Below are 19920 nucleotides of genomic sequence, written 5' to 3'. Positions count from 1 at the left end.
TGCTGATTTCTATACTTTTTTAACTATCGCATTATTGCGCCACCGCATAAATTTTTATACCCTCTAAATTTAAGTTCACAACTGTGTGCTCCTTACCAGCCCTGCGAATGTCTGCAACTCTATTGGATTCACCAAGCTCCGGGCTCATTAGCGACAATTGAGATAAACGAATACTGCTGTCGATTTCATAAGACAGTTCATTATCCGTTATCAGTGAATCAATGTCTTTGATCAATGGCACATCTGAAAGGTCCTTCACTTCATCCGGCACGGGCAGCAGGCCTCCGTTCATAAAATGAATGGCCGCATTGCCGTTGTAAAACCTGATTCTTGCAGCCCAACGTTGATCGCCTTTTAACTGCCTGATAACAGGTTTGAATTTGCCTGCTTCAATTAATTTTTGCAATGGTGCCGATGCAACTGCAGAGTCAATGATATATAAATTTTTATACTTTGCTTTTAATAACACCGCCGATAGCGGCGTTGCACGGGCAAAGCCTTTTTCGTTCTGCGTACCGAATGGCAGTGCAACCCAGGCAATACCACCTTTAGAAAGATAGGATTGAATGGCCGTAAATTGTTTATCCGAAACACAGCCAACGCCATCCATTACCAAAGGTGTATTTTCTTTGCTCAATGCAGTGGCATCTGCCAGTTCGGCCGTGCGTAAAAAACGATAGCCTACATTGTGTTTCACCAGTTGAGCACTCCATGCTTTCGATCTGTCCCAGTGTTCATGACCAGCTTCATCCCGCCAGCCGTTCTCCCTGCAATAACTATTGTTTACCAATCGTACTTCCACCAGGTCTTTGCCATCGCGGTAATTTAAATCGCTGTATTTTTTTTCCCAGTTGTTTGATCTGCTGATGGCTTCTTCTGCCTCCAGCGAATGCGCAGGATCCTCTTCCAGCCTGCTGTTGAGCGTACTGCTCCAGTTACCTACGCCCCAAAATCTTGCTAAGGCCCAGCCAAAATAAGCACCCTTCTCAAAGATGGCATAACTCAATGCCATGGCCGGAGCGTTGTTTCTTTTTTGGGCGATGTCTTTCTGATGCAAGGCTTCCGCATCCATTTCTATCCAGTCGGCATTTTTTATATTGGTGCCCACATTTTCCAGCATAAACAAATCCAGATAGGGCGCCATTTTTTCCAGGTCAAGCGCCACTGCATTCAATACAATCGGGCCGGTGTTGGAACAACAGGTCATCAATGGCTTATCACCCAGCACACCTTTAATCATCTTTACATGATCATACACGGCATCGGCTTTCATCCGCAGCCAATCGCGGTAGGCAGGGTTATCATAGTTGCCCCACTCCAGCATATCCTTTGTTATATCACCAAAAAAGTTTTTATCAGAAAAATCGGGAATGTCATGACCATATTCCTTTTTAAACCGATCCCTGCAATATTTACAACCACAGGTAGTATTGCCCGGGTAACTGCACATATCATCTACTTCAACACCATCAAAAGGAACCTCCTTCATCAGCCGCTGGAGATATTTTTTATGCATGTCCAAAAAGTTGGGATTGTTATGGCAGAAGGCTTCAAACTGGTATTGTTTTGCGTAGCCACGACTACCATCCCGCAAATCCACTTCACAAAGATCATTGTAGAAATATCCTTCATACTGCGCATATTGCCTCGCAACGGGATCAGGAAAAAGCAACACTGCATGCCGTTCGAATTTATGCACATAGCGAAAGTCGGCTTCATTCCTTGGCCTTGTAATATCATTGCAGCTGTAGTGATCCATAAAGCGCACGCCGTTTTTGTGCAGCTCTTCACACACGTTGGCGTAATATCCATGCAGCTGGCTGAAGTAATTGGCAAAATCAAAACGATTGTGAAAACCAAAATTAATGGCCGTATCAATGCCGGCTTTAGCAAAACCCTCTGCCCTTCTTTTTATTTTATCAACTACCTGTTTTTGCGGCCATTGAATGTCTTCCAATGTACACCACCAGCTAGCACTGCGGTTGGGAATAAAAGCCGTACCGGTATTTTTAAATGGCTGTTTGCCAAAGGACGCCAGCTGGACGGCATACGCGGGCAAACTATGAAAGAGGCTGATACCTGCGCCTGTTACAGCAGCCGTTTGTATAAATTTTCTGCGATTGGTTTTTCCATTCATCTCAACAGGTTTTGGTAAAGTGCTGGTTCAAATCTACTGACTTACCAAAACTTTATTTTCCATTAATCGGTTTAAAATGTATACTTTTTTAACAAGCGGAAAATGCAGAACTTAGGAGCGGCATAAAATTATTTTTTGACCGGCAGTTGTATTTCAATTAGGCATCGTTGTGTCACTCCCTTGAACAATTACAGCAATATGGAACAAGAGAAATGAAGGGCGATTTTTATGATAGTTGAAGATCAACAATTTTAAACTGGAAATTCATCGCAACTATAGGCAGATTCTTCAATATTGCACAAAGCGTTCCTACGGAACGCAACTATTATTGATGAATATTTTCTACCCACATTTTGTTCCTACGGAACATGAGATGGCTTGCGAAGCATATTGCCCCATCGGGGCATTGTTTGGGTAGAACCGGTAATTATTAGCATACGTTCCTACGGAATGTATTGTGGATTTTTGTTTTATCGCATATAGCGGTTCTAAACAACGCAACGATTGTTAACCCAAAGCCTGCAAAGACCTGCACTTTTGAAAAATCCAGCGATTTGAAAAACTGGTCTCATCCTCCGGCAACCGCATACACTTTTATCCCCTCAAGATCAACTTTAATCGTTGAATAATTTTTACTCTTGACAATGTCCACAATTCTTTTTGCATTACTTAATTCAGGACTCATCACCGACACCCCAACCAAATTTATTTTATTGGAATTAATCACATATTCCAATACATTATCCGTTATGTTAGAGTCCAATGCTTTTAATACCGGAATTCCGCTGATGTCTTTAATAGTGGGATGAGGTATTGGTTTCAATGCGGTATTCATGAAATGTAATACCGGTTTGCCATTGTACAACCTGGTGCGGACGGCCCATCTCTTATCACCTTTTATTTGTTTGATCAGCGGTTGAAACTTGCCGGATATTATCAATTTTTGTAGCGGTGTAGCTGCAACAGCCGATTCTATCATAACCAAATTTTTATGCCTGCCTTTCACCAGTTCTGCTGATAAAGGCGTTGCACGAACAAAACCTTTTTCATCATGTGTACCAAAAGGCAATGCCAGCCAGGCGATGCGGCCTTTGGTTAGATAGGTTTTGATGGCTACAAATTGCTTATCCGAAACGCAGCCCACCGAATCTAAAATCAGGGGCGTATTTTCTTTGCCCAAAAGCTCAGCATCCCCCAATTCTTCATACCGAACAAAACGATAGCCCACATTGTTTTTTACCAGTTGTTCACTCCATGCCGCAGCACTGTCCCAATGCTCTTTGCCATTGGTGTTGCGCCAGCCATTTTCTTTACAATAGCGGTTGTATACCAATCTTACTTCTGCAACGTCAACACCTTCCCGGTAATTTAAATTGCTGTATTGCTTTTCCCAGTTGTTGGATTTGCTGATCACGTCTTCCATCTCCATCGCATCGGCCGGATCTTCTACCAATCTGCCGTTGAGCGTACTGCTCCAGTTGGCCACGCCCCAGAATCGACTGAGCGCCCAGCCAAAATAAGCGCCCGGTTCATAGATGGTATAACTCAATGCCATCGCCGGAGCTTTCCCTCTTTTTTCGGCAATGTCTTTCTGGTGCAATGCTTCCGCATCCATTGCTATCCAGTTGGCATTGTCAACATTGATGCCCACATTTTCAAGCATAAAAAAATCCAGGTGCGGCGCCAGTTTTTCCAGGTCGAGTGATAGTATATTGAGTATGATGGGGCCCGTGTTGGAGCAACAGGTCATCAACGGTTTTTCGCCAATGGTTTGCTTGATCATTTTTAAATGATCCGCTACGGAATCAATTTTCATTCGCAGCCAATCCCTGAAAACAGGGTTTTCATAATTGCCCCATTCCAATGTCTCTTTGGATGTATCACCCCAAAAAGATTTTTCCCCGAAGGGCGGAATATCATGACCATAATCTCTTTTAAACCGCTCCCGGCAGTATTTACAACCACAGGTGGCGGGACCGGGATAGTTGCACATATCATCCACTTCAATGCCATCAATGGGCACTTCCTTTAACAAGCGTTGCAGGTATTTCTGGTGCATGTCCAGGAAGCCGGGATTGTTATGACAAAAGGTTTCAAACTGGTACTGCGGTGCATAGCCACGGCTGCCATCCCGCAGATCCACTTCACAGATATCATTAAAAAAATGTCCTTCGTATTGTGCATATTTTGCAGCAACCGGGTCATGGTATAACAACACCGTGTGCCTTTGAAACTGGTGCATTTTTTTAAACTCCGCGGCATTGCGTGGCCGTTCAATTTCATTGCATGAATAATGATCCATGAGTTTAATACCATGCTGGTGTAACTCTTCCGCCACATTCGCAAAGTAACCATGCACCTGGCCAAAGTAGTTGGAAAAATCAAACCGCAGACCAAAGCCAAAAATGATGGCAGTATCAATACCTGCTTTGGCAAACCCTTCGGCCCGGCGTTTTATTTTATCGATAACATGTTTTTGCGGCCATTGCAGATCATCCATGGTTGTCCACCAGCTGGCAGAACGGCTGGGTATAAAAGCGGGCTCAGCAAACCTACCGGCTTGCTGAAGGTTATTTGCATACACCAGGGGCAGCCCATTGGAAAGCCCGATACCTGCGGCTGTCAAAGCTGTCATTTTTATAAATGCCCTGCGGTTGTGGGGATGCTTCATTGTTTGAACGGGTTTATAAACCTTTGTTCAAATCTAATGAATTGTGGGAAGGATGTTTTCCTATAATCGGTTTAAAGCGTGTACTTTTTTAACGGGACAATATCCTTATTGCACCACCGCATAAACTTTTACCCCATCCAAATTAATCCGCAACGTCGCAAACCCATTGCCTTTACCCACGATTGAAACAGATCGCTTTAAGCCGTTCAATTCAGGGCTCATCACCAATAAGCCGTTGAAAGAAAGCACAGCTGTATTGATTTCATATCCCAGCACATTGTCAGTAACCACAGAATCCAGCCCGATCAAAATAGGAATAGCAGAAAGGTCTTTTAATGTCGGATGCGGTATCGCTGTGAGGGCTGTATTCATACAATGCAAAACAGGTTTGCCATTGTACAGGCGCATTCTTACCACCCATCTTTTATCGCCCTTTATTTGTTTGATAACGGGTTTGAATTTTCCAGCAGCAATCAAATGTTGCAAAGGTGTTGATGCAACAGCAGAAGCAATCATCACCAGGTTTTTATAACGGTGCTTCTTCAATTCTTCCGATAACGCAATTGGTCTTGCAAACCCTTTTTCATCATGCGTACCAAAAGGCAATGCCAGCCAGGCAATACCGCCATTGGCCAGATAAGTTTTGATGGCAGCAAATTGTTTATCCGAAACACAGGCCACGCTATCTAAAATCAACGGCGTCTTTTCTTTGCTTAATGCAACGGTATCTTCCAGTGCTGCAGAACGAACAAAACCATAGCCTACATTATTTTTTACCAGCTGCTCCGTCCATGCGGCCACACTGTCCCAATGCTCATGCCCATTGTTGTTGCGCCAACCATTGACTTTACAATCGCGACTGTACACCAGTCTCACTTCCACTAGGTCGCTGCCGTTGGTATAATCCAGGTCGCTGTATTGTTTTTCCCAGTTGTTGGTTTTGCTGATTACGTCTTCCTGTTCCATCGCATCCGGCGGATCTTCCGGCAGTCTTGCGTTGAGCGTGCTGCACCAGTTGGCCACTCCCCAAAAGCGACTGAGGGCCCAACCGAAATAAGCACCGGCTTCATAAATGGTATAACTCAATGCCATGGCCGGACGATTGCCTTTTTCCGCGGCGATATCTTTCTGTAACAGAGCTTCTGCATCCATTTTTATCCAGTCAACATTCTGCACATTGGTGCCTACATTTTCCAGCACAAAAAAATCAAGGTATGGTGCTAATTTCTCCAGGTCGAGCGACAACGCATTCAGGATCAACGGACCGGTATTGGAGCAGCAGGTCATGAGTGATTTGTCGCCCATGGTTGCTTTGATCATTTTTAAATGATCCGTCACCGCATCTACTTTCATACGCAACCAATCCCTGAAAACAGGGTTATCATAATTACCCCATTCAAACGTTTCTTTTGTTGTGTCGCCCCAAAAATCTTTTTCACCAAAGGGCGGAATATCGTGACCATATTCCTTCCTGAACCGCTCCCGGCAATAAGTACAGCCGCACACCGTTGGACCTGCATAGTTGCACATATCATCTACCATGATGCCGTCCAGTGGCACTTCCTTTAATAATCGCTGTAAATATTTTTGGTGCATGTCCAGGTAGTTCGGGTTGCTGTGGCAAAAGGTATTTAACTGGTATTGCGGTGCGTATCCCAGGCTGCCATCTCTTAAATCAATTTGACAAACATCATTGAACAAGTGGCCCTCATACTGTGCATATTTTGCAGCAACCGCATCATGGTATAACAGCACATGGTGCCGCTGAAAAGTGCTCATCTTTTTTAGTTCCGCTTCATCCTTTGGCCTGGAGATATGATTGCAGGAATAATGTTCCATGAAATGGATGCCATGCTGGTGCAGCGCTTCGCATACATCAGCATAATAGCCATGCAACTGGCCGAAATAATCTGCAAAATCAAAACGTATATGAAAGCCAAAATTAACAGCAGTATCAATATTCGCTTTGGCAAAACCTTCGGCCCGGCGTTTTATTTTATCGCTGATTTGTTTTTGCGGCCACTGCAGGTCTTCGATAGACGTCCACCAGCTTGCTACGCGGTTGGGAATAAAAGTGGTTGCAGGACAGTTGTTAAGGTTCGTTGCGTGACGATCATTTGCATACAAAAACGAAAAATTGTTTGCAGCTGCAACGCCTGCCCCTGACATAACTGCCAGCTGGATAAACTTCCTTCGGTTGCAGGGGTACCTCATGTTTGGTTGGTTGTAAGATTAGATACTCAAATCTACTCGTTTCATACAATGGCATATTCCTATAATCAACTTAAAGACTGTACTTTTTTAACCGTGCATTATCGGCCACACGTTTACCTGTAAAGCAATGGACTCATCTCCACAATTACTTTGTTTATTGCCTGTTTAGCGAAACCCTGGCGAATTGACCGGTACCAAAAAACGCCTTCAAAGCTTGCTGTAACCGAAAACTGTTAACAAATGCCCATTTTTGGTAAGATAATTGTAAAAGAAAGCAGTGTATACCATTCACCTCCCCAAAATTATTAAAATGAAAAGTAAAGTATGTTTGCTATTGCTGACTGTGGTTGCCTTTGCGGCGTGTAAAAAAAACTCCGATATTATGGCTCCGGTCGTGACTAAAATTGATACCCTTTCTAACAGCATTACAACCGACATGACACTGGATGCAAATACCAGTTATGTGATCAACGGCCAGTTATATGTTACCAATAACGCTACGCTTACCATACCCGCCGGCGTTACGGTATCCTTTGTTAAAATGGATGAAAAAGAAAAAAAGGGCGTGCTGGTAATTACCCAGGGTGCTAAATTGATTGCCAACGGCACTGCTGATAAACCGATTGTTTTTACATCTGCAGCTGGGACAAAAGCCCCGGGCGATTGGGGAGCTGTTATTTTATTGGGTAAAGCACCAACCAATACCGTTACAGGCAATGTGGAAGGACTGCCCCTATCTGACAATACCCGTTACGGCGGTACAACAGCAGATGACAATTCAGGTTCACTTAAATATGTACGCCTTGAATATTGCGGGGGCATTAACCCCGATGAAGAAGGAGAATGGCAGGTGGATAAAGCCAGCGGACTTTGCATGGCGAGTGTTGGTAGTGGTACCACTGTAGATAATGTGATGACCGTGCACTCCAATGATGATGCTTTTCAGTTTGTTGGCGGAACAGTTAACGCCACGCATTTAATCGGCTTTAACAATGGAGATGATGATTTTGATTTTGATCTTGGTTACCAGGGAAAATTACAATTCCTGATCTCTTACCGCAGCGGGCTTTCCTCTTCACATTCGCAAAGAGCAAATGGCTTTGAAAGTTATAATGATGAATTTCCCACCACCAATGCGCCCCTCACACGCCCGGTGGTAGCTAACATGACCATTATCGGCCCTGCGGGTACCGAGACTGCAAAAACATCATTAAACCAGGGCGTGTATATTCGCAAGGGCACACGCTTCGTGGTAGAAAATTCTATCATAGCGGAATATCCGCAGGGTGGACTGATGGTTTGCAACAGAACAAGGCCTGTGCTGTTAACAGGTATAGAATCATTTTTTAAATATAACCTCGTGAACAGCGACACCGCCAGCCGCACTTTTAGCTGGGATAAGGATTTTGCTGTAGTGGGCGATCCCGAACTCCAGCAGTTTGCTTTAAACAGTGTTAATAACAATGTTTTAATTACCAACTCGGCCGATCTTAAATTAAAAACCATGTATGGGGGAGTACCGGATTTAACTCCGGACGCCGGGTCACCCGCGTTAACCGGAGCTAATTTTAACGATGCAGATTTTAGCAGCTTTTTTACCAAGGTAGCTTACCGCGGTGCTATTGGGGCCGATAACTGGGCAGCTGCAAATAACTGGGCTGTGTGGAAATAACTGTAAAATAATTTAATAATTATTTACGGGCGAGGATGTAAAAGATGTTGGGTAGCTGCAGGTTTAAACGCAATACTGAACATTTTTCGCACCCCGCTTTTAGTTTTTCATAATGCTTAGATTTAGAGAACAGGATGTTATTTCACCTTATCTCTTTTTACTTTTAATTCCCGCCAGGTAGTTAGAATGATACCTTCGTCCTGCAATGCTTTTTTAAATACCGGGTCCATCATTGCAAGCATGTCTCCACGCCTTACCGCACCACTGCCTGAGATATGCGGAAACATGTCTGTGGTTGCCGTGGAGTGCATGATCATCATGGTTACGCCGGGTTGCAACGATTTAATAGCTTCGATATATTTGGCAGTTTTAAATGCCTGTAATTTTTTGTCGTCGCCTGAAATAGCTTCGGGGATTTTCCAATCATAACTCACATTGTGGAGATCATCCAATACCGGCAGGCCTGCAGCCCAGGTCATCTTACCCAATGCCCGCAATTGCTCTATTTGTTCAGCTGGTGCATTCATTTCTGCCTGTATTAAAACATCAGCACCACCAGGCAACATTACCGGGATATGATTTTCGATTCCCAGCCCAATATATCGTTTTAAAAATTCAGGCGAAGCAAACAAGGTACCCATGTGCGAATCCAGGTGGGTTGGTTCAAAACCCATTATCCTGGCCCTTTCCAGCTGGGCCCTTATTTCCTTATCCACTTCATCGGCTGAAGCATGCGCTACCACGTCTGCTACGTTGCTCCACATGGCACCTTCTGTATCTACCAGGCCCGGCACATTTGTTTTGCCGGCTAATGGTCCCCAGCGGTAGTCGCCCCATTCCGAGGTAAGGGTTAAATGAAGGCCGGCATCCATACCGGGATGGGCTTTCATGTAATGAATAAAACCGGGCACCCAAGGGCAGGGCATCATTACGCTTACAGATGTGGCCACACCTTTTGTGATGGAGTTAATAGCGCCTTCATTGGAGTCGTAGCTCATTCCGGCATCATCCACATGCAGAATCAGAACTCTTGCACCTTTTGGATAGCCGAGTTTTTCGGCATACGTGCTATCAACTTTTTGAGCGGCTGCAAACTGCCACATGCTGGCAGCAAAAAACAGGGCGATAGTGTTATTAAAAGTCATAAGATAAATGTAAGACTAAAAATTACTTAAAAGCGGTCAGGATAAAAAAGAGTTTCCGCAGCTAGTCAACGAATTATCCTCCTGATTTTGTAGTTTGCCGGATGGCTTTTTAAAAGATGTAGCAACGCTTAATTTGGTAAAAGCACTTTCTGCTAACCAGGATTGTATTGAAGGCTATTGTATAAGCGGTTACCTGTTGCAGTAAACTTTATCTATTTTTAACAAATAAATACATCGAATGGCACTTCGTTTTATAACAATGATAACAGGTGAACCCTGTTTGGTGGATGTACATAGCTATTAAACAACACCTGCCTGTATATTGACCTGAATGTCCAATTTTTTACACAACTATAACCATTACTATCATGCGATTCAACCTCATCAAATCAATAACGTTATTGCTATTTTCTTTTTCAGCAACGGCAACAATCGCTGCCCAGTCTATACCCGACTCTGTCGTAAAAAAAATTGACAGCCTGTTTACAAAATGGAACACGACCGGCAGCCCCGGATGTACTATTGGCATTGTACGCAATGATTCGCTGATCTATGCCAAAGGCTACGGCCAGGCCAATCTTGAATATGACATTGCCAACACACCGGAAACCATTTTTCACATGGCTTCCATCTCCAAACAATTTACTGCCACCGCCATTCTTTTACTGGCAAAGCAGGGCAAGCTTTCACTGGAAGATGATGTGCGAAAATACCTTCCCTGGTTTCCGGATATGAAAAAAAAGATCACCATCCGCAACCTGTTAAATCATACCAGCGGCATTCGGGATCAATGGCAACTGCTCGCCATTTCCGGCACCCGGCTGGATGATGTAATTACACAGGAACACATCGTTAAAATTCTTGGTAAACAACAAGCGCTGAACTTTAATCCGGGAGATCAATACAGTTATTCAAACAGCGGGTTTACTATGCTGGCTGAAATCGTGAAGTCGGTAAGCGGTAAGTCGCTCCGCAGGTTTACTGACTCTGCCATTTTTAAACCGTTGCAGATGAACAGCACGCATTTTCATGATGATTATACAGAGATTGAAAAAAACCGCTCCTATTCATATGAGCGTAAGGACAGCGCTCATTTTACCAACAGCATTTTAACTTATTCCAATTCGGGGGCTACCAGTTTATTTACCAATATTACTGACATGAGCAAGTGGGTTATGCATTTTGATGACGCTTCATCCGCCAACCAGGATTTAATCAGGCTCCTGACACAAAAGGGTAAACTGAACAACGGAAAAGAAATATCCTATGCCTGTGGAATTGTGGCTGATACTTATAAAGGCTGGAAACAATACTCGCATGGGGGCGCCGATGCAGGATACCGGACCTACCTGTCTGTTTTGCCCGATCTTAAAATGGGTTTTATTGTGTTTAGCAATTTAGGTGATTTTGATGCCGGCGGAAAAGCTTATGCTATCGCCGATCTTTTTGTAAAAGATACGACGCAGAAAAAAGAGGTTGAAAAAAAGACACCACGGGACAGTGCGGCATCCATCTTAAAAAACGAGCCAAAATGGAAAAAATTTGCCGGCTTTTATATTGGCGACGATGGGCTCCCTTTTAGTTTTGACATTAAAAACCACCAATTATTTTATCACATTTTTAATGAAAGTAATTTTTTGATCAATGACCGGAAGGACTCTTTTTCCATTCCTTCGGCTCCGGAAATAAAATTTGTATTTTCTGTAAAAGCAAAAGATACCATTTGCGATATTACTACCACCGACCAGGCTTATCACCTGAAAAAATACGTAAAAGACACGGTACAAACGGACGCCATTTTACGACCTTATACCGGCAGTTATTTTTGTGCTGAACTGGATTGCAAATATGGAATCATTTTAAAAGATCATCGCCTTGTTTTGACGAATGCCAAATACAACGATGCCATGCTTGCATTCGTAAACAGGGATCATTTGACGAACGATAACTGGTGGATCAATCATTTGAAAATAATAAGAAACACCGGTGGTATCATAACCGGGTTTGAGGTCAACTCTGGCAGAATTATGCATTTAAAATTTGCAAAAATTGAATAGCTGAATACTGTGTATGTTGAATTGTGTATTTTTTTACACAAAGATTTATTAAGTACAAACGATCAACATAAGAAACGCTGCAATCGCAACCTCATTTTTACTGGCATGATTTATTCATGCTTAAATAAAATTTTAGCAAATGAATAATTTCTTTAGGACATTGATAGCCGGTTACGGCGCAAAAAAATTAGGCGGTGGCTGCTTTAGCACTATTTTAATTTTTATAGTTATTTACTGGGCGCTGGGCACCTGCAACCGCAGGGCAACCCCGGCGAGGGCTTCAACAGGCAGCCATGCGCCGGCACCCGAGGCGAAGCACATTGCTTATGCACGGTACTGATATCTTCCAACGGCAAATTTGCCCGGAAAAATAAAAGTAGACCAAAGTACCTCACGAAGCAGCGTTGCGGAGTTTAGTTGTGTGCTACTATATCCCGGTTGACCCGACAGACATTAAGGATAACACATCAACTGTTATCCTGCCATAATAGAAAACAGGCTGATTGTCCAGCCTGTTTTTTTATGTGCAGATTTATTTAGTTAACCTGGTTATATCCTCATTACAACGGTTAGCCTTTACGCACCCAGGGCATTTTTTGCAAACAACAAACAATTTTTTGTTTCCTTTACTGCATCAGAGCCTGCTGGTATTTCATATTCCAGTTCGATTGTAGCGGGAATGTCATACTTTTTTGCTTTCAGTAAATTCAGAATTTCTTTCAGCGGCGTATCGCCCTGGCCCCATGGCTTGTTGTTACCACCGTTTATTTTTGTTTGCCTGTCTTTAATGTGCATCGTTGTAATGCGGTCGTGTTTTGCCTCAATCAATGCCAGTAAAGTTTCCTTTGTGTTGTTGCCGCCGGCGGCGATATAATGGCCGCAATCCAGGTTCATGGAATTATAGGGAGACTGGCTTAACGCAGTATCCCATGCCGTATCTGTAGCTTGTGTATGCGCGTGATAGCCGATATACACTTTGTGTTTTTCTCCCAGTTCGCCCAGGCGTTTTGACTGTGCCGGATCCGTTGGTAATTCAACCGTTACAGATGTGGCGCCCAATGTTTTGGCAGCCTTCAACGCATATTCAATCTCAGCATCTGTGTTGTTTGCGCCGAGTGCATTGGGCTTAAACGCATAAATTGATACACCGGCTTTATTGTATATTTTCCTGATTTCTGCAAATTTATCCATCGAAACAGCCGCCCTCCAGTCTGCCACTTGTTTTGCATAGGCAGACATCTGAGCTTTCTGTTCATCTGTCAATTTGGGTGGTTGCCCTGCAACCCGGGGTGGCATTTGCACCTGGTTAACCGGTTTGCCCGCGTACTCTTCCACCGCATCACCCATCAGCTCAATAGCGCTGATTCCACTGTTTGTAATGTATTGTAAAATTTGTTCCGCAGAGCCGGGCATACTGCGGAAGGAATAAGTGATGACACCGATCTGAACACCAAAAAATTTTGAGCCTGGATCATTTGAAACCAGGTAAGGCCTGGAAAAAACAGCAGGGCCGCCGAGCAGGAGCCCTATGGATGCAATTGAACCTTTGAGAAGAAACTGGCGCCGTGATTGATTGCGGGCCTGGTTATTGTTTAACAGCATATGGCAATGTTTTAAATATGAATGTAGTAATTAAATGTACGCTTTCAGAACTATAATGAAAACACTTTATGCGATAATTTTGGCATTATCTTAAGGCGCTGATGGAGTTATATAATCAGGGCATATGGATTTTATTTACTAAATTTAAAGATCGGTTTACATTTTAAACCTATTTTTCACCTCAAAAATTTTACACTATGATACAGCCTCAAAAATTTATCTACGACCCGGGCGGAGCTGATGAAAGTGGTAATGTTGCGCCTGACAGCAGCGACAATCAAAAAACAGCTGATGTACAACATCCTGAAAAAAAAGAGGAAGGCAAGGAGCACAAAACGGTGATACAAAAAATTAAGGATGCCCTGCAGGATTGGTCAGATAAGGATGAACAGGACCAGGAGTTTGATGATACAAGGGTATAAAGCGAAAGCTTTGTATATGGGCAGGTTTAAGTATTTACCTCCGCCCGGCCTGGTGTTAATGGCTTTTCAGTAAAGCTCCATCCGACTTAAAATAAGTAAAAAGTAAAACCCCGTACTTCATTTGGTACGGGGTTTATTTTTAATTTTCTTTTTTAATTAACGGCTGCGAATGTTCGGTTTTAAGTTTGGTAGTTTTTTTATTACCATTGGCATATTCCCGTTTTACTTTCACACCGTGCGCCCTTTTATGTTTTGGATGCAACACATTGTGAACTTTATCTCCCGCTGTAGTAACGGGTTCTACTTTGGTTGTTGTTTGGGCGTAAGAAGCGGTAATGCCTGACACAAGCATCACAGCAAGAGACATAAATAGCTTTTTCATTTTTATATAATTTTTGTAAAAGCATAGTGATAATTTAATGCCAATTTTTAAATTTTTGGTTGCCGGTTTCTCGGCGCTTTATGAAGCGGATCAATTACGGTTTGAACAGTTACAGCAGACGACTGAGGAATTTTATAGTTATCAATATTTTTCCCGTTGCGAGGAAATAATGGTACAAATTCAGTATTTACATGACAGATAAGAGCTGCTATAGATAAGCAGGAATGACAATAGTCGCTTATTGCGAACAAAAATCATCGTAAACGCTTCCCAAACAAATCTACCCTGCAATTAATAAAGCCTTTGGCATAATACATCAGCAGCACAGCCAATTCCCTGCGGGTGATAAATCTTTGTTCATTATAATTGGTAAGATGAAGCTTATCCTTCCAGGTAACTTCATTTATATTTTTATGATTAGCCAAATAAAAGATTGAGCCGGGATATGCCGCATGTTGACCGATCATTTTTTTTGCCTGTTGAATCGTTAGCCAATCGTTGCTTAAACGCTGATTATCTTTTACGCTTTTACCTGAAGAGCCATTTAAATTATTTTCAAGTTCGGCATTCTTGATAGTGCTGTCCGGGTAAAAAAAAGTTTTATTCTCCCAGTCTATACTTTTCCCCACGCCACGAATTAAACCCAATGCACCAGCCTGCTGTATTGGATTCCAGGAAGCTTCGTTGGGATCAACATCACAAAACGGTAACAGGTAACATTTCATTTTCAGCAGCTCATTCTGCACGGCTCTTACGTCGATTTTTCCAGGTTGGATTTTCTTTGCAATACATTGTGCCGCCAGTACGCCAGCTGCCTGGCCCGTTAATAAAACAACCGGCTGTAAACGCGTAGTGCCGTTGGCAATATTGCTTACCGAAATTCCTTTTTCACATATAATTAATCCTTCCATTTTTGAGGGTATTAAAGCCCCCAGTGGAATAGTAAAGGAAGGCACTTTTGGAAATTGGATAGCTGGTACTTTGCCCGGATATTGCCCGTGGTGATGGTCAACCGGGTAATCTCCTACAGCGATGCCCGTCTTATATAAGTCATACTGGTAAGGCTTCTTAATGTGATTGATGTTCAGTCTTACTACGCCCTTTACTCTCCTGCCTTCCCTGTTATACGGCAACCATGCCATGCCGTTGTTAACTTCATCATCTGCAAGGCCGATATTTTTGAACCCTAACTGGTGTTGCAAAAAATAAATAAATCCAAGCGTCTGATTTGTAGCAGTTGAATAAGCAATTTCCCTTTCAACAGGTTTTCGCTCCACCACATTTAAATAAGCATCATTTCCATGAACGGGCCAGTTTAGCATGAATTTGGAATGTAGTGTATCTGTTACCGTGAGTTTTCCATAGTTTAATACCTTACGGGTATCCAGTTGATAGGGTTTATCAGTACAGGGCGCATCACTGGTGCTGCAATAATATTTTGATGCGTCATAACCAGCGGGTTGTTTAATTGTTTTATCTGCGCCTTTACCGTAATCCTTTAAAATAGCCGACCAGGTTAAATCCTGAATGATATTATTTTTTTCGATGGCTTCTTTTTCACCGCTGTAGCCGGGCGCTTCCATTCCCAAATCATAGCCGGCTCCAGCCGATGCAAATACATCACCGAGGTCAGTACCATCCACTACAATGCTGGCATGTACCATTAAGTGCTCCCCTTTTTGATTAATAAATGCAGCACCCGTTATCTTATTTCCTTTCATCAATGCCTTATCAAAATACCAGTTATATACAACCGTTAGCTTTTTTTCAACGCCTGCCCAGGCTTTAAAAATACTATCGCCCACGTGCGGCTCAAAACAAGTGTTGCTTACCCAGCCACTGGCCAAGTTTGTTGTTCCGTAATGTTTATACAATGCCTCCCGCAACTGTTGCCACATGCCGCTTTTAAGCCCGTCGTTACCATCGGTACAACTGACGGCTGCGGCGGTTAACATACCTCCGAGCATGGTTGTTTGCTCTACAATCAGCGTTGTTGCACCGCTGCGTGCGCTCTGTATGCCTGCTGCCGTTCCGCCGGTGCTTCCGCCAACAACCAGCACCTGTGTATTCATAACAGTTACCTGTGCACACAGCTGAAGTACAAAAAATAAAAATAAAGTGCAAAAAATAAGACTTCGTTTCATCCTGCAAATATAGAATGGAGAAACAGTTGCCACCGAAAATAAAATAAGCTGGTGCCGCTATTAAAAGGGAGGATAACGAGTCCGCTGGTATTCGAAACCAATGGCCGAATCGCCGGAATTGTTGATATTTTTATCAAACCGGAAATAGATATCAAAGCCGTGTTTCACTTTATTAAAATAGATCCGGTTGCCGTACAATTTGTGCAGCATATAATCCGTGCAGGTATCCTTCTTATTACCCGGCTTTTCAAAAATAATTGTAAAGCTGTTTTGATGAATAAATCCCAGTGGTTCTTCCAGTGCTTTATTTATTAAGATCACGTTCTCCACCATATCCTTTCGTTGTATGGCAATTTCTCTTACAAATATTTTAGGAGGATATACCCCATTTATAAAAGGCCTGATATCCCAGGTTACCAGTTTTATTTTATTCCCTGAAAGAAAGGAAATGCTTTCACCATCATCATCAATCTTGCCAAAATGAAACGTGCTGAAATCGTATGCGTTTAATAAAGTATCCGCAAAACGGTTAATGGCATAGTAGCGCTGGTATTTATCCGGTATGGTAGAAATGTAGAGGGCATTTTTATGTGTCCATGAAATCAACAGGTACTCCACTTCAATCCTTATTTTATTGATTGTATCCGATTTTTCTACATTGGTTTTTAACACATTTTCATTCAGATAGTTTTTATCCTTATACACTTCCCGCAGGTACAAATGATAGGTTGAATCCAGTTCCTGTACCTGCATACCGGCGGTATTTCCCTTACTGAAAATATTGGTACTAAAATATTTCCCCCTGTTGCACGCATAACTGCAAATGATGAGTGTTAACAGGTATATACATGCTTTCTTTTTCATCGCAATCCTATATTGGTATAATTATGAAAATAATTTCCTGACACAGAAAAGTAAGCCGGGTAAGGCACGAGGTGGTAGGAATTAAAAATGGAAAAGTGAATCAGGTGCTGTATATCCCAATCTGTGTAATTGTACCGGTTGATGCTTACGCCAAATCCTTTTCCGGGGTTGGCAATGTGCAACGACCAGAGACTCTTATTGTAATATTTTTCTTCGGGATTATTGTAACTCACAAAAGCCAGGTCCATTTTATTGGATACCTCAAAAGCGTTTTTTGTATACCCAGTAAATTTTTGAAAAGACAATTCCACCAGGTTAACATCCTGTTTCGTGTCGCCCTGGTAACTGATTACTGAACCACCGGTATAAAACCTGTCCCTGCTGTCGCCCAGGTAAGCTTCATCGAAAGGTGTGCCACCATCGTTGTAATAAGATACCTGCATCCTGTTTACATGTAAGTTCATAAAGCCTACCCGTTGGCTCATTCTTAATTTATCAGTAGATAAAATAAAATTAGTACCTAACGAAAACGAGTAATTGTAAGGATTTTGAAGTGCCGAAACAGTTGAATTGGAAAAATAATACAGCGGGATATTTCTTTTGATTACGTGGGGCAAACTGTCCTTATTAAAATAATTATTTAAACCGGTGGTAAGCGTAAAAGCATTGATAAAATCAATCGTAAAAGTTGGTTTTTTATTACCGGCTCTTCGCCTGCTGCCAAAGCCGCCATTGTACAGTTGTACTTCTTCATTAAAAGAAAAATACAATGACCTCGCCAGCAAGTTGGAGCCAAACCCAAAATCAGCACACAACCGGAACACCGTTGGCTGCGTTTTGCTGAAGCTCAACTCCACCAAACCTTTAAGCGACAGTCCATATTGAAAGCTTAGTTCATTGTTGGAATAAATACGCCGGGATTGGGCCACTGCTGACTGGCACAAACAGACGCACAAGGCGCAGAGTAAAGAAATATAGGAGCATTTCTTTTTCATCCGGACTGGTTAAGGTTTTAATAGAAGGTAATAGCAACTGATAATTTTATCTGGCATGCTTTGCGAAACAAAATCCAGTTCGTCAAACATATTTCAAATACCTGCTATTACTTTTTATCCATACTCCCCCTATCCTTTCCTGGTAACAGCAAGAATTACTTCCCGTAAAAATTTATTTTCATCCAGCGTATGTAAACCCAATCTTACCACCACAAGGTGCTTTGATGGAATGATATAAATATCCTGGCCACCGTATCCATCTGCAAAGTACATATCCGCAGGTACATCGGGATACCATCTTCGCGACAGCACTTTTGCTTCATAGCCATTTAACCAAAACTGGTACCCGTAGTGTTTTCGTGCATCCGCAATTGAAGGTTGTACTGTTTCTTTTACCCAGTTTACCGGCAGAATCTGTTCACCATTCCAAACGCCGTTATTGTAATACAATAAACCAAAACGGGCAAAATCTCTTGCCGTCGCGTAGCTGTATGAAGAGCCGATATAAGTACCCGAAGCATCCGGCTCAAGCAACATGCTGTACATATTTATTTTATGAAACAAAGCCTGGTAGGGAAAAGATGGATATAATTTTTCACCCACCGTATGACGTATAATCCGGCTGAGGATATTGGTATTGCCGCTGGAATAATTAAACGCTGTTCCCGGCGAATCTTTCAACGGCAATGCCGCCGTGAACGCAGCCATATCGCCCTTATTAAATAACATGTTGGTTACTTCACTTGGGTTGGCGTAATCTTCCTTAAACTTCAAGCCGGTAGTTTGTTGCAGCAATTGCCTGATAGTGATTTGTTCTTTGGAAGTGTGCTTCCATTCTGGTACCGGTGCCGTATCTTCAACAGCTAATCTGCCTTCTTTAACCAAAACACCAATTAAAGCGCCAATAAGACTTTTAGACATTGACCATCCCAGTTGCACCGTATTTTTATTAAAGCCCGGTGCATATTGTTCGCCCACTATGGCCCCTTTATACAGCACCACAATACTCCTTGTTTCAGATGCATTTTTTTTGTAGGTGGAATGCATGGCATTGTCGATCGCCTGTTGCAGGAGGGCTTTATTGACATCTGCAGAAATAGTATCGGGTATGCGATCTCCCTGCGGCCATGGCAAGCTGTCCTGGTTTACTGCAACGGGCGGTGGCAATAAAAAAGATTGAGACCGAACCTGCTCTTCTGTAAAATCATTGATGAGGGTGCAGCCAAGTCCCTTTCTGTAAATGGCTTTGCGCTTTGCAAATCCCCATACCGAGCCGGTAACAGATGAATCTGTTTTGTTGACGATAAAGGAGCCGAGTGACAAAGGAAATTCAGCAAGATCATCTTTGATCACTTCTCCGGCATCGCGGTGTTGCAGGTAAACAGCAGAGCAAAGATTTTTAGCGCCATAGCCGCTGATAGCAGGAAATGCAAGCCAGGCAAACCACGTAACCGCAGTTGCAATCAATAGCAGTAAAACAGCTACCGCACGTTTGATAAATTTACCTGGCCGCATAAATGCATTTAATATTATGATGAATGCAAGAAACCGGATACTAGATACTGGATGTTGGATACTGGACGCTGGATACTGGACATTCAGAAAAAAATGATGG

The 19920-nt window shown here is 42.7% G+C and carries 14 protein-coding genes; 4 read left to right on the top strand and 10 right to left on the bottom strand.

Annotation, left to right across the window (positions count from 1 at the left end; all coding sequences use genetic code 11):
- Window positions 1-31: 31 nt before the first annotated feature.
- The 3 genes from QWZ08_RS14455 to QWZ08_RS14445 form a co-directional block, all read right to left on the bottom strand.
- Window positions 32-2137 carry a hypothetical protein gene (locus QWZ08_RS14455; RefSeq protein WP_290338160.1) on the bottom strand — a complete coding sequence of 702 codons (2106 nt, stop codon included), beginning with the start codon at window positions 2135-2137 and terminating at the stop codon, window positions 32-34.
- A gap of 568 nt (window positions 2138-2705) precedes the next feature.
- A complete protein-coding gene (locus QWZ08_RS14450; protein WP_290338159.1) occupies window positions 2706-4808 on the bottom strand; it encodes a hypothetical protein in 2103 nt (700 codons plus the stop codon).
- A 105-nt stretch (window positions 4809-4913) separates the two neighbouring features.
- Window positions 4914-7022, bottom strand: coding sequence for a hypothetical protein (locus tag QWZ08_RS14445; RefSeq protein WP_290338158.1), 2109 nt, complete (start codon window positions 7020-7022; stop codon window positions 4914-4916).
- Between the two features lie 310 nt (window positions 7023-7332).
- Between QWZ08_RS14445 and QWZ08_RS14440 the strand changes: the two genes are divergently transcribed.
- Complete coding sequence (locus tag QWZ08_RS14440; protein ID WP_290338157.1) at window positions 7333-8694, top strand: beta-helix domain-containing protein; 1362 nt, start codon at window positions 7333-7335, stop codon at window positions 8692-8694.
- A gap of 137 nt (window positions 8695-8831) precedes the next feature.
- On the opposite strand, the gene QWZ08_RS14435 is transcribed toward QWZ08_RS14440, so the two are convergent.
- Window positions 8832-9839, bottom strand: a complete 1008-nt coding sequence (locus QWZ08_RS14435; RefSeq protein WP_290338156.1) for a polysaccharide deacetylase family protein — start codon at window positions 9837-9839, stop codon at window positions 8832-8834.
- Window positions 9840-10207: 368 nt separating this feature from the next.
- Between QWZ08_RS14435 and QWZ08_RS14430 the strand changes: the two genes are divergently transcribed.
- Together QWZ08_RS14430 and QWZ08_RS14425 are read left to right on the top strand one after the other, a co-directional pair.
- On the top strand, window positions 10208-11896 hold the full coding sequence (locus tag QWZ08_RS14430; RefSeq protein ID WP_290338155.1) for a serine hydrolase domain-containing protein: 1689 nt from the start codon (window positions 10208-10210) through the stop codon (window positions 11894-11896).
- A gap of 139 nt (window positions 11897-12035) precedes the next feature.
- The gene (locus QWZ08_RS14425; protein WP_290338154.1) at window positions 12036-12236 is read left to right on the top strand and encodes a hypothetical protein; all 201 of its coding nucleotides are present in this window, start codon (window positions 12036-12038) and stop codon (window positions 12234-12236) included.
- Window positions 12237-12472: 236 nt separating this feature from the next.
- On the opposite strand, the gene QWZ08_RS14420 is transcribed toward QWZ08_RS14425, so the two are convergent.
- A complete protein-coding gene (locus tag QWZ08_RS14420) occupies window positions 12473-13498 on the bottom strand; it encodes a sugar phosphate isomerase/epimerase family protein (RefSeq protein WP_290338153.1) in 1026 nt (341 codons plus the stop codon).
- A 197-nt stretch (window positions 13499-13695) separates the two neighbouring features.
- Between QWZ08_RS14420 and QWZ08_RS14415 the strand changes: the two genes are divergently transcribed.
- A complete protein-coding gene (locus QWZ08_RS14415; RefSeq protein WP_290338152.1) occupies window positions 13696-13920 on the top strand; it encodes a hypothetical protein in 225 nt (74 codons plus the stop codon).
- A gap of 139 nt (window positions 13921-14059) precedes the next feature.
- On the opposite strand, the gene QWZ08_RS14410 is transcribed toward QWZ08_RS14415, so the two are convergent.
- From QWZ08_RS14410 to QWZ08_RS14390, 5 genes are all read right to left on the bottom strand, one after another.
- Window positions 14060-14302, bottom strand: a complete 243-nt coding sequence (locus QWZ08_RS14410) for a hypothetical protein (RefSeq protein ID WP_290338151.1) — start codon at window positions 14300-14302, stop codon at window positions 14060-14062.
- Window positions 14303-14556: 254 nt separating this feature from the next.
- Entirely contained in the window at window positions 14557-16446 is a 1890-nt protein-coding gene (locus tag QWZ08_RS14405) for an FAD-dependent oxidoreductase (protein WP_290338150.1), read from the bottom strand.
- Between the two features lie 60 nt (window positions 16447-16506).
- Complete coding sequence (locus tag QWZ08_RS14400; protein ID WP_290338149.1) at window positions 16507-17310, bottom strand: hypothetical protein; 804 nt, start codon at window positions 17308-17310, stop codon at window positions 16507-16509.
- Complete coding sequence (locus QWZ08_RS14395) at window positions 17307-18305, bottom strand: polymorphic toxin type 23 domain-containing protein (RefSeq protein WP_290338148.1); 999 nt, start codon at window positions 18303-18305, stop codon at window positions 17307-17309. Before QWZ08_RS14395 ends, QWZ08_RS14400 begins: the two co-directional genes overlap by 4 nt.
- Window positions 18306-18434: 129 nt before the next feature.
- On the bottom strand, window positions 18435-19820 hold the full coding sequence (locus QWZ08_RS14390; RefSeq protein ID WP_290338147.1) for a serine hydrolase domain-containing protein: 1386 nt from the start codon (window positions 19818-19820) through the stop codon (window positions 18435-18437).
- Window positions 19821-19920: the final 100 nt, after the last annotated feature.

Source organism: Ferruginibacter paludis (genome assembly GCF_030409685.1).
Lineage (GTDB): Bacteria > Bacteroidota > Bacteroidia > Chitinophagales > Chitinophagaceae > Ferruginibacter > Ferruginibacter paludis.
The sequence above is the reverse complement of the archived record's forward strand: the minus strand, read 5'-3'. Positions and strand labels throughout refer to the sequence as shown.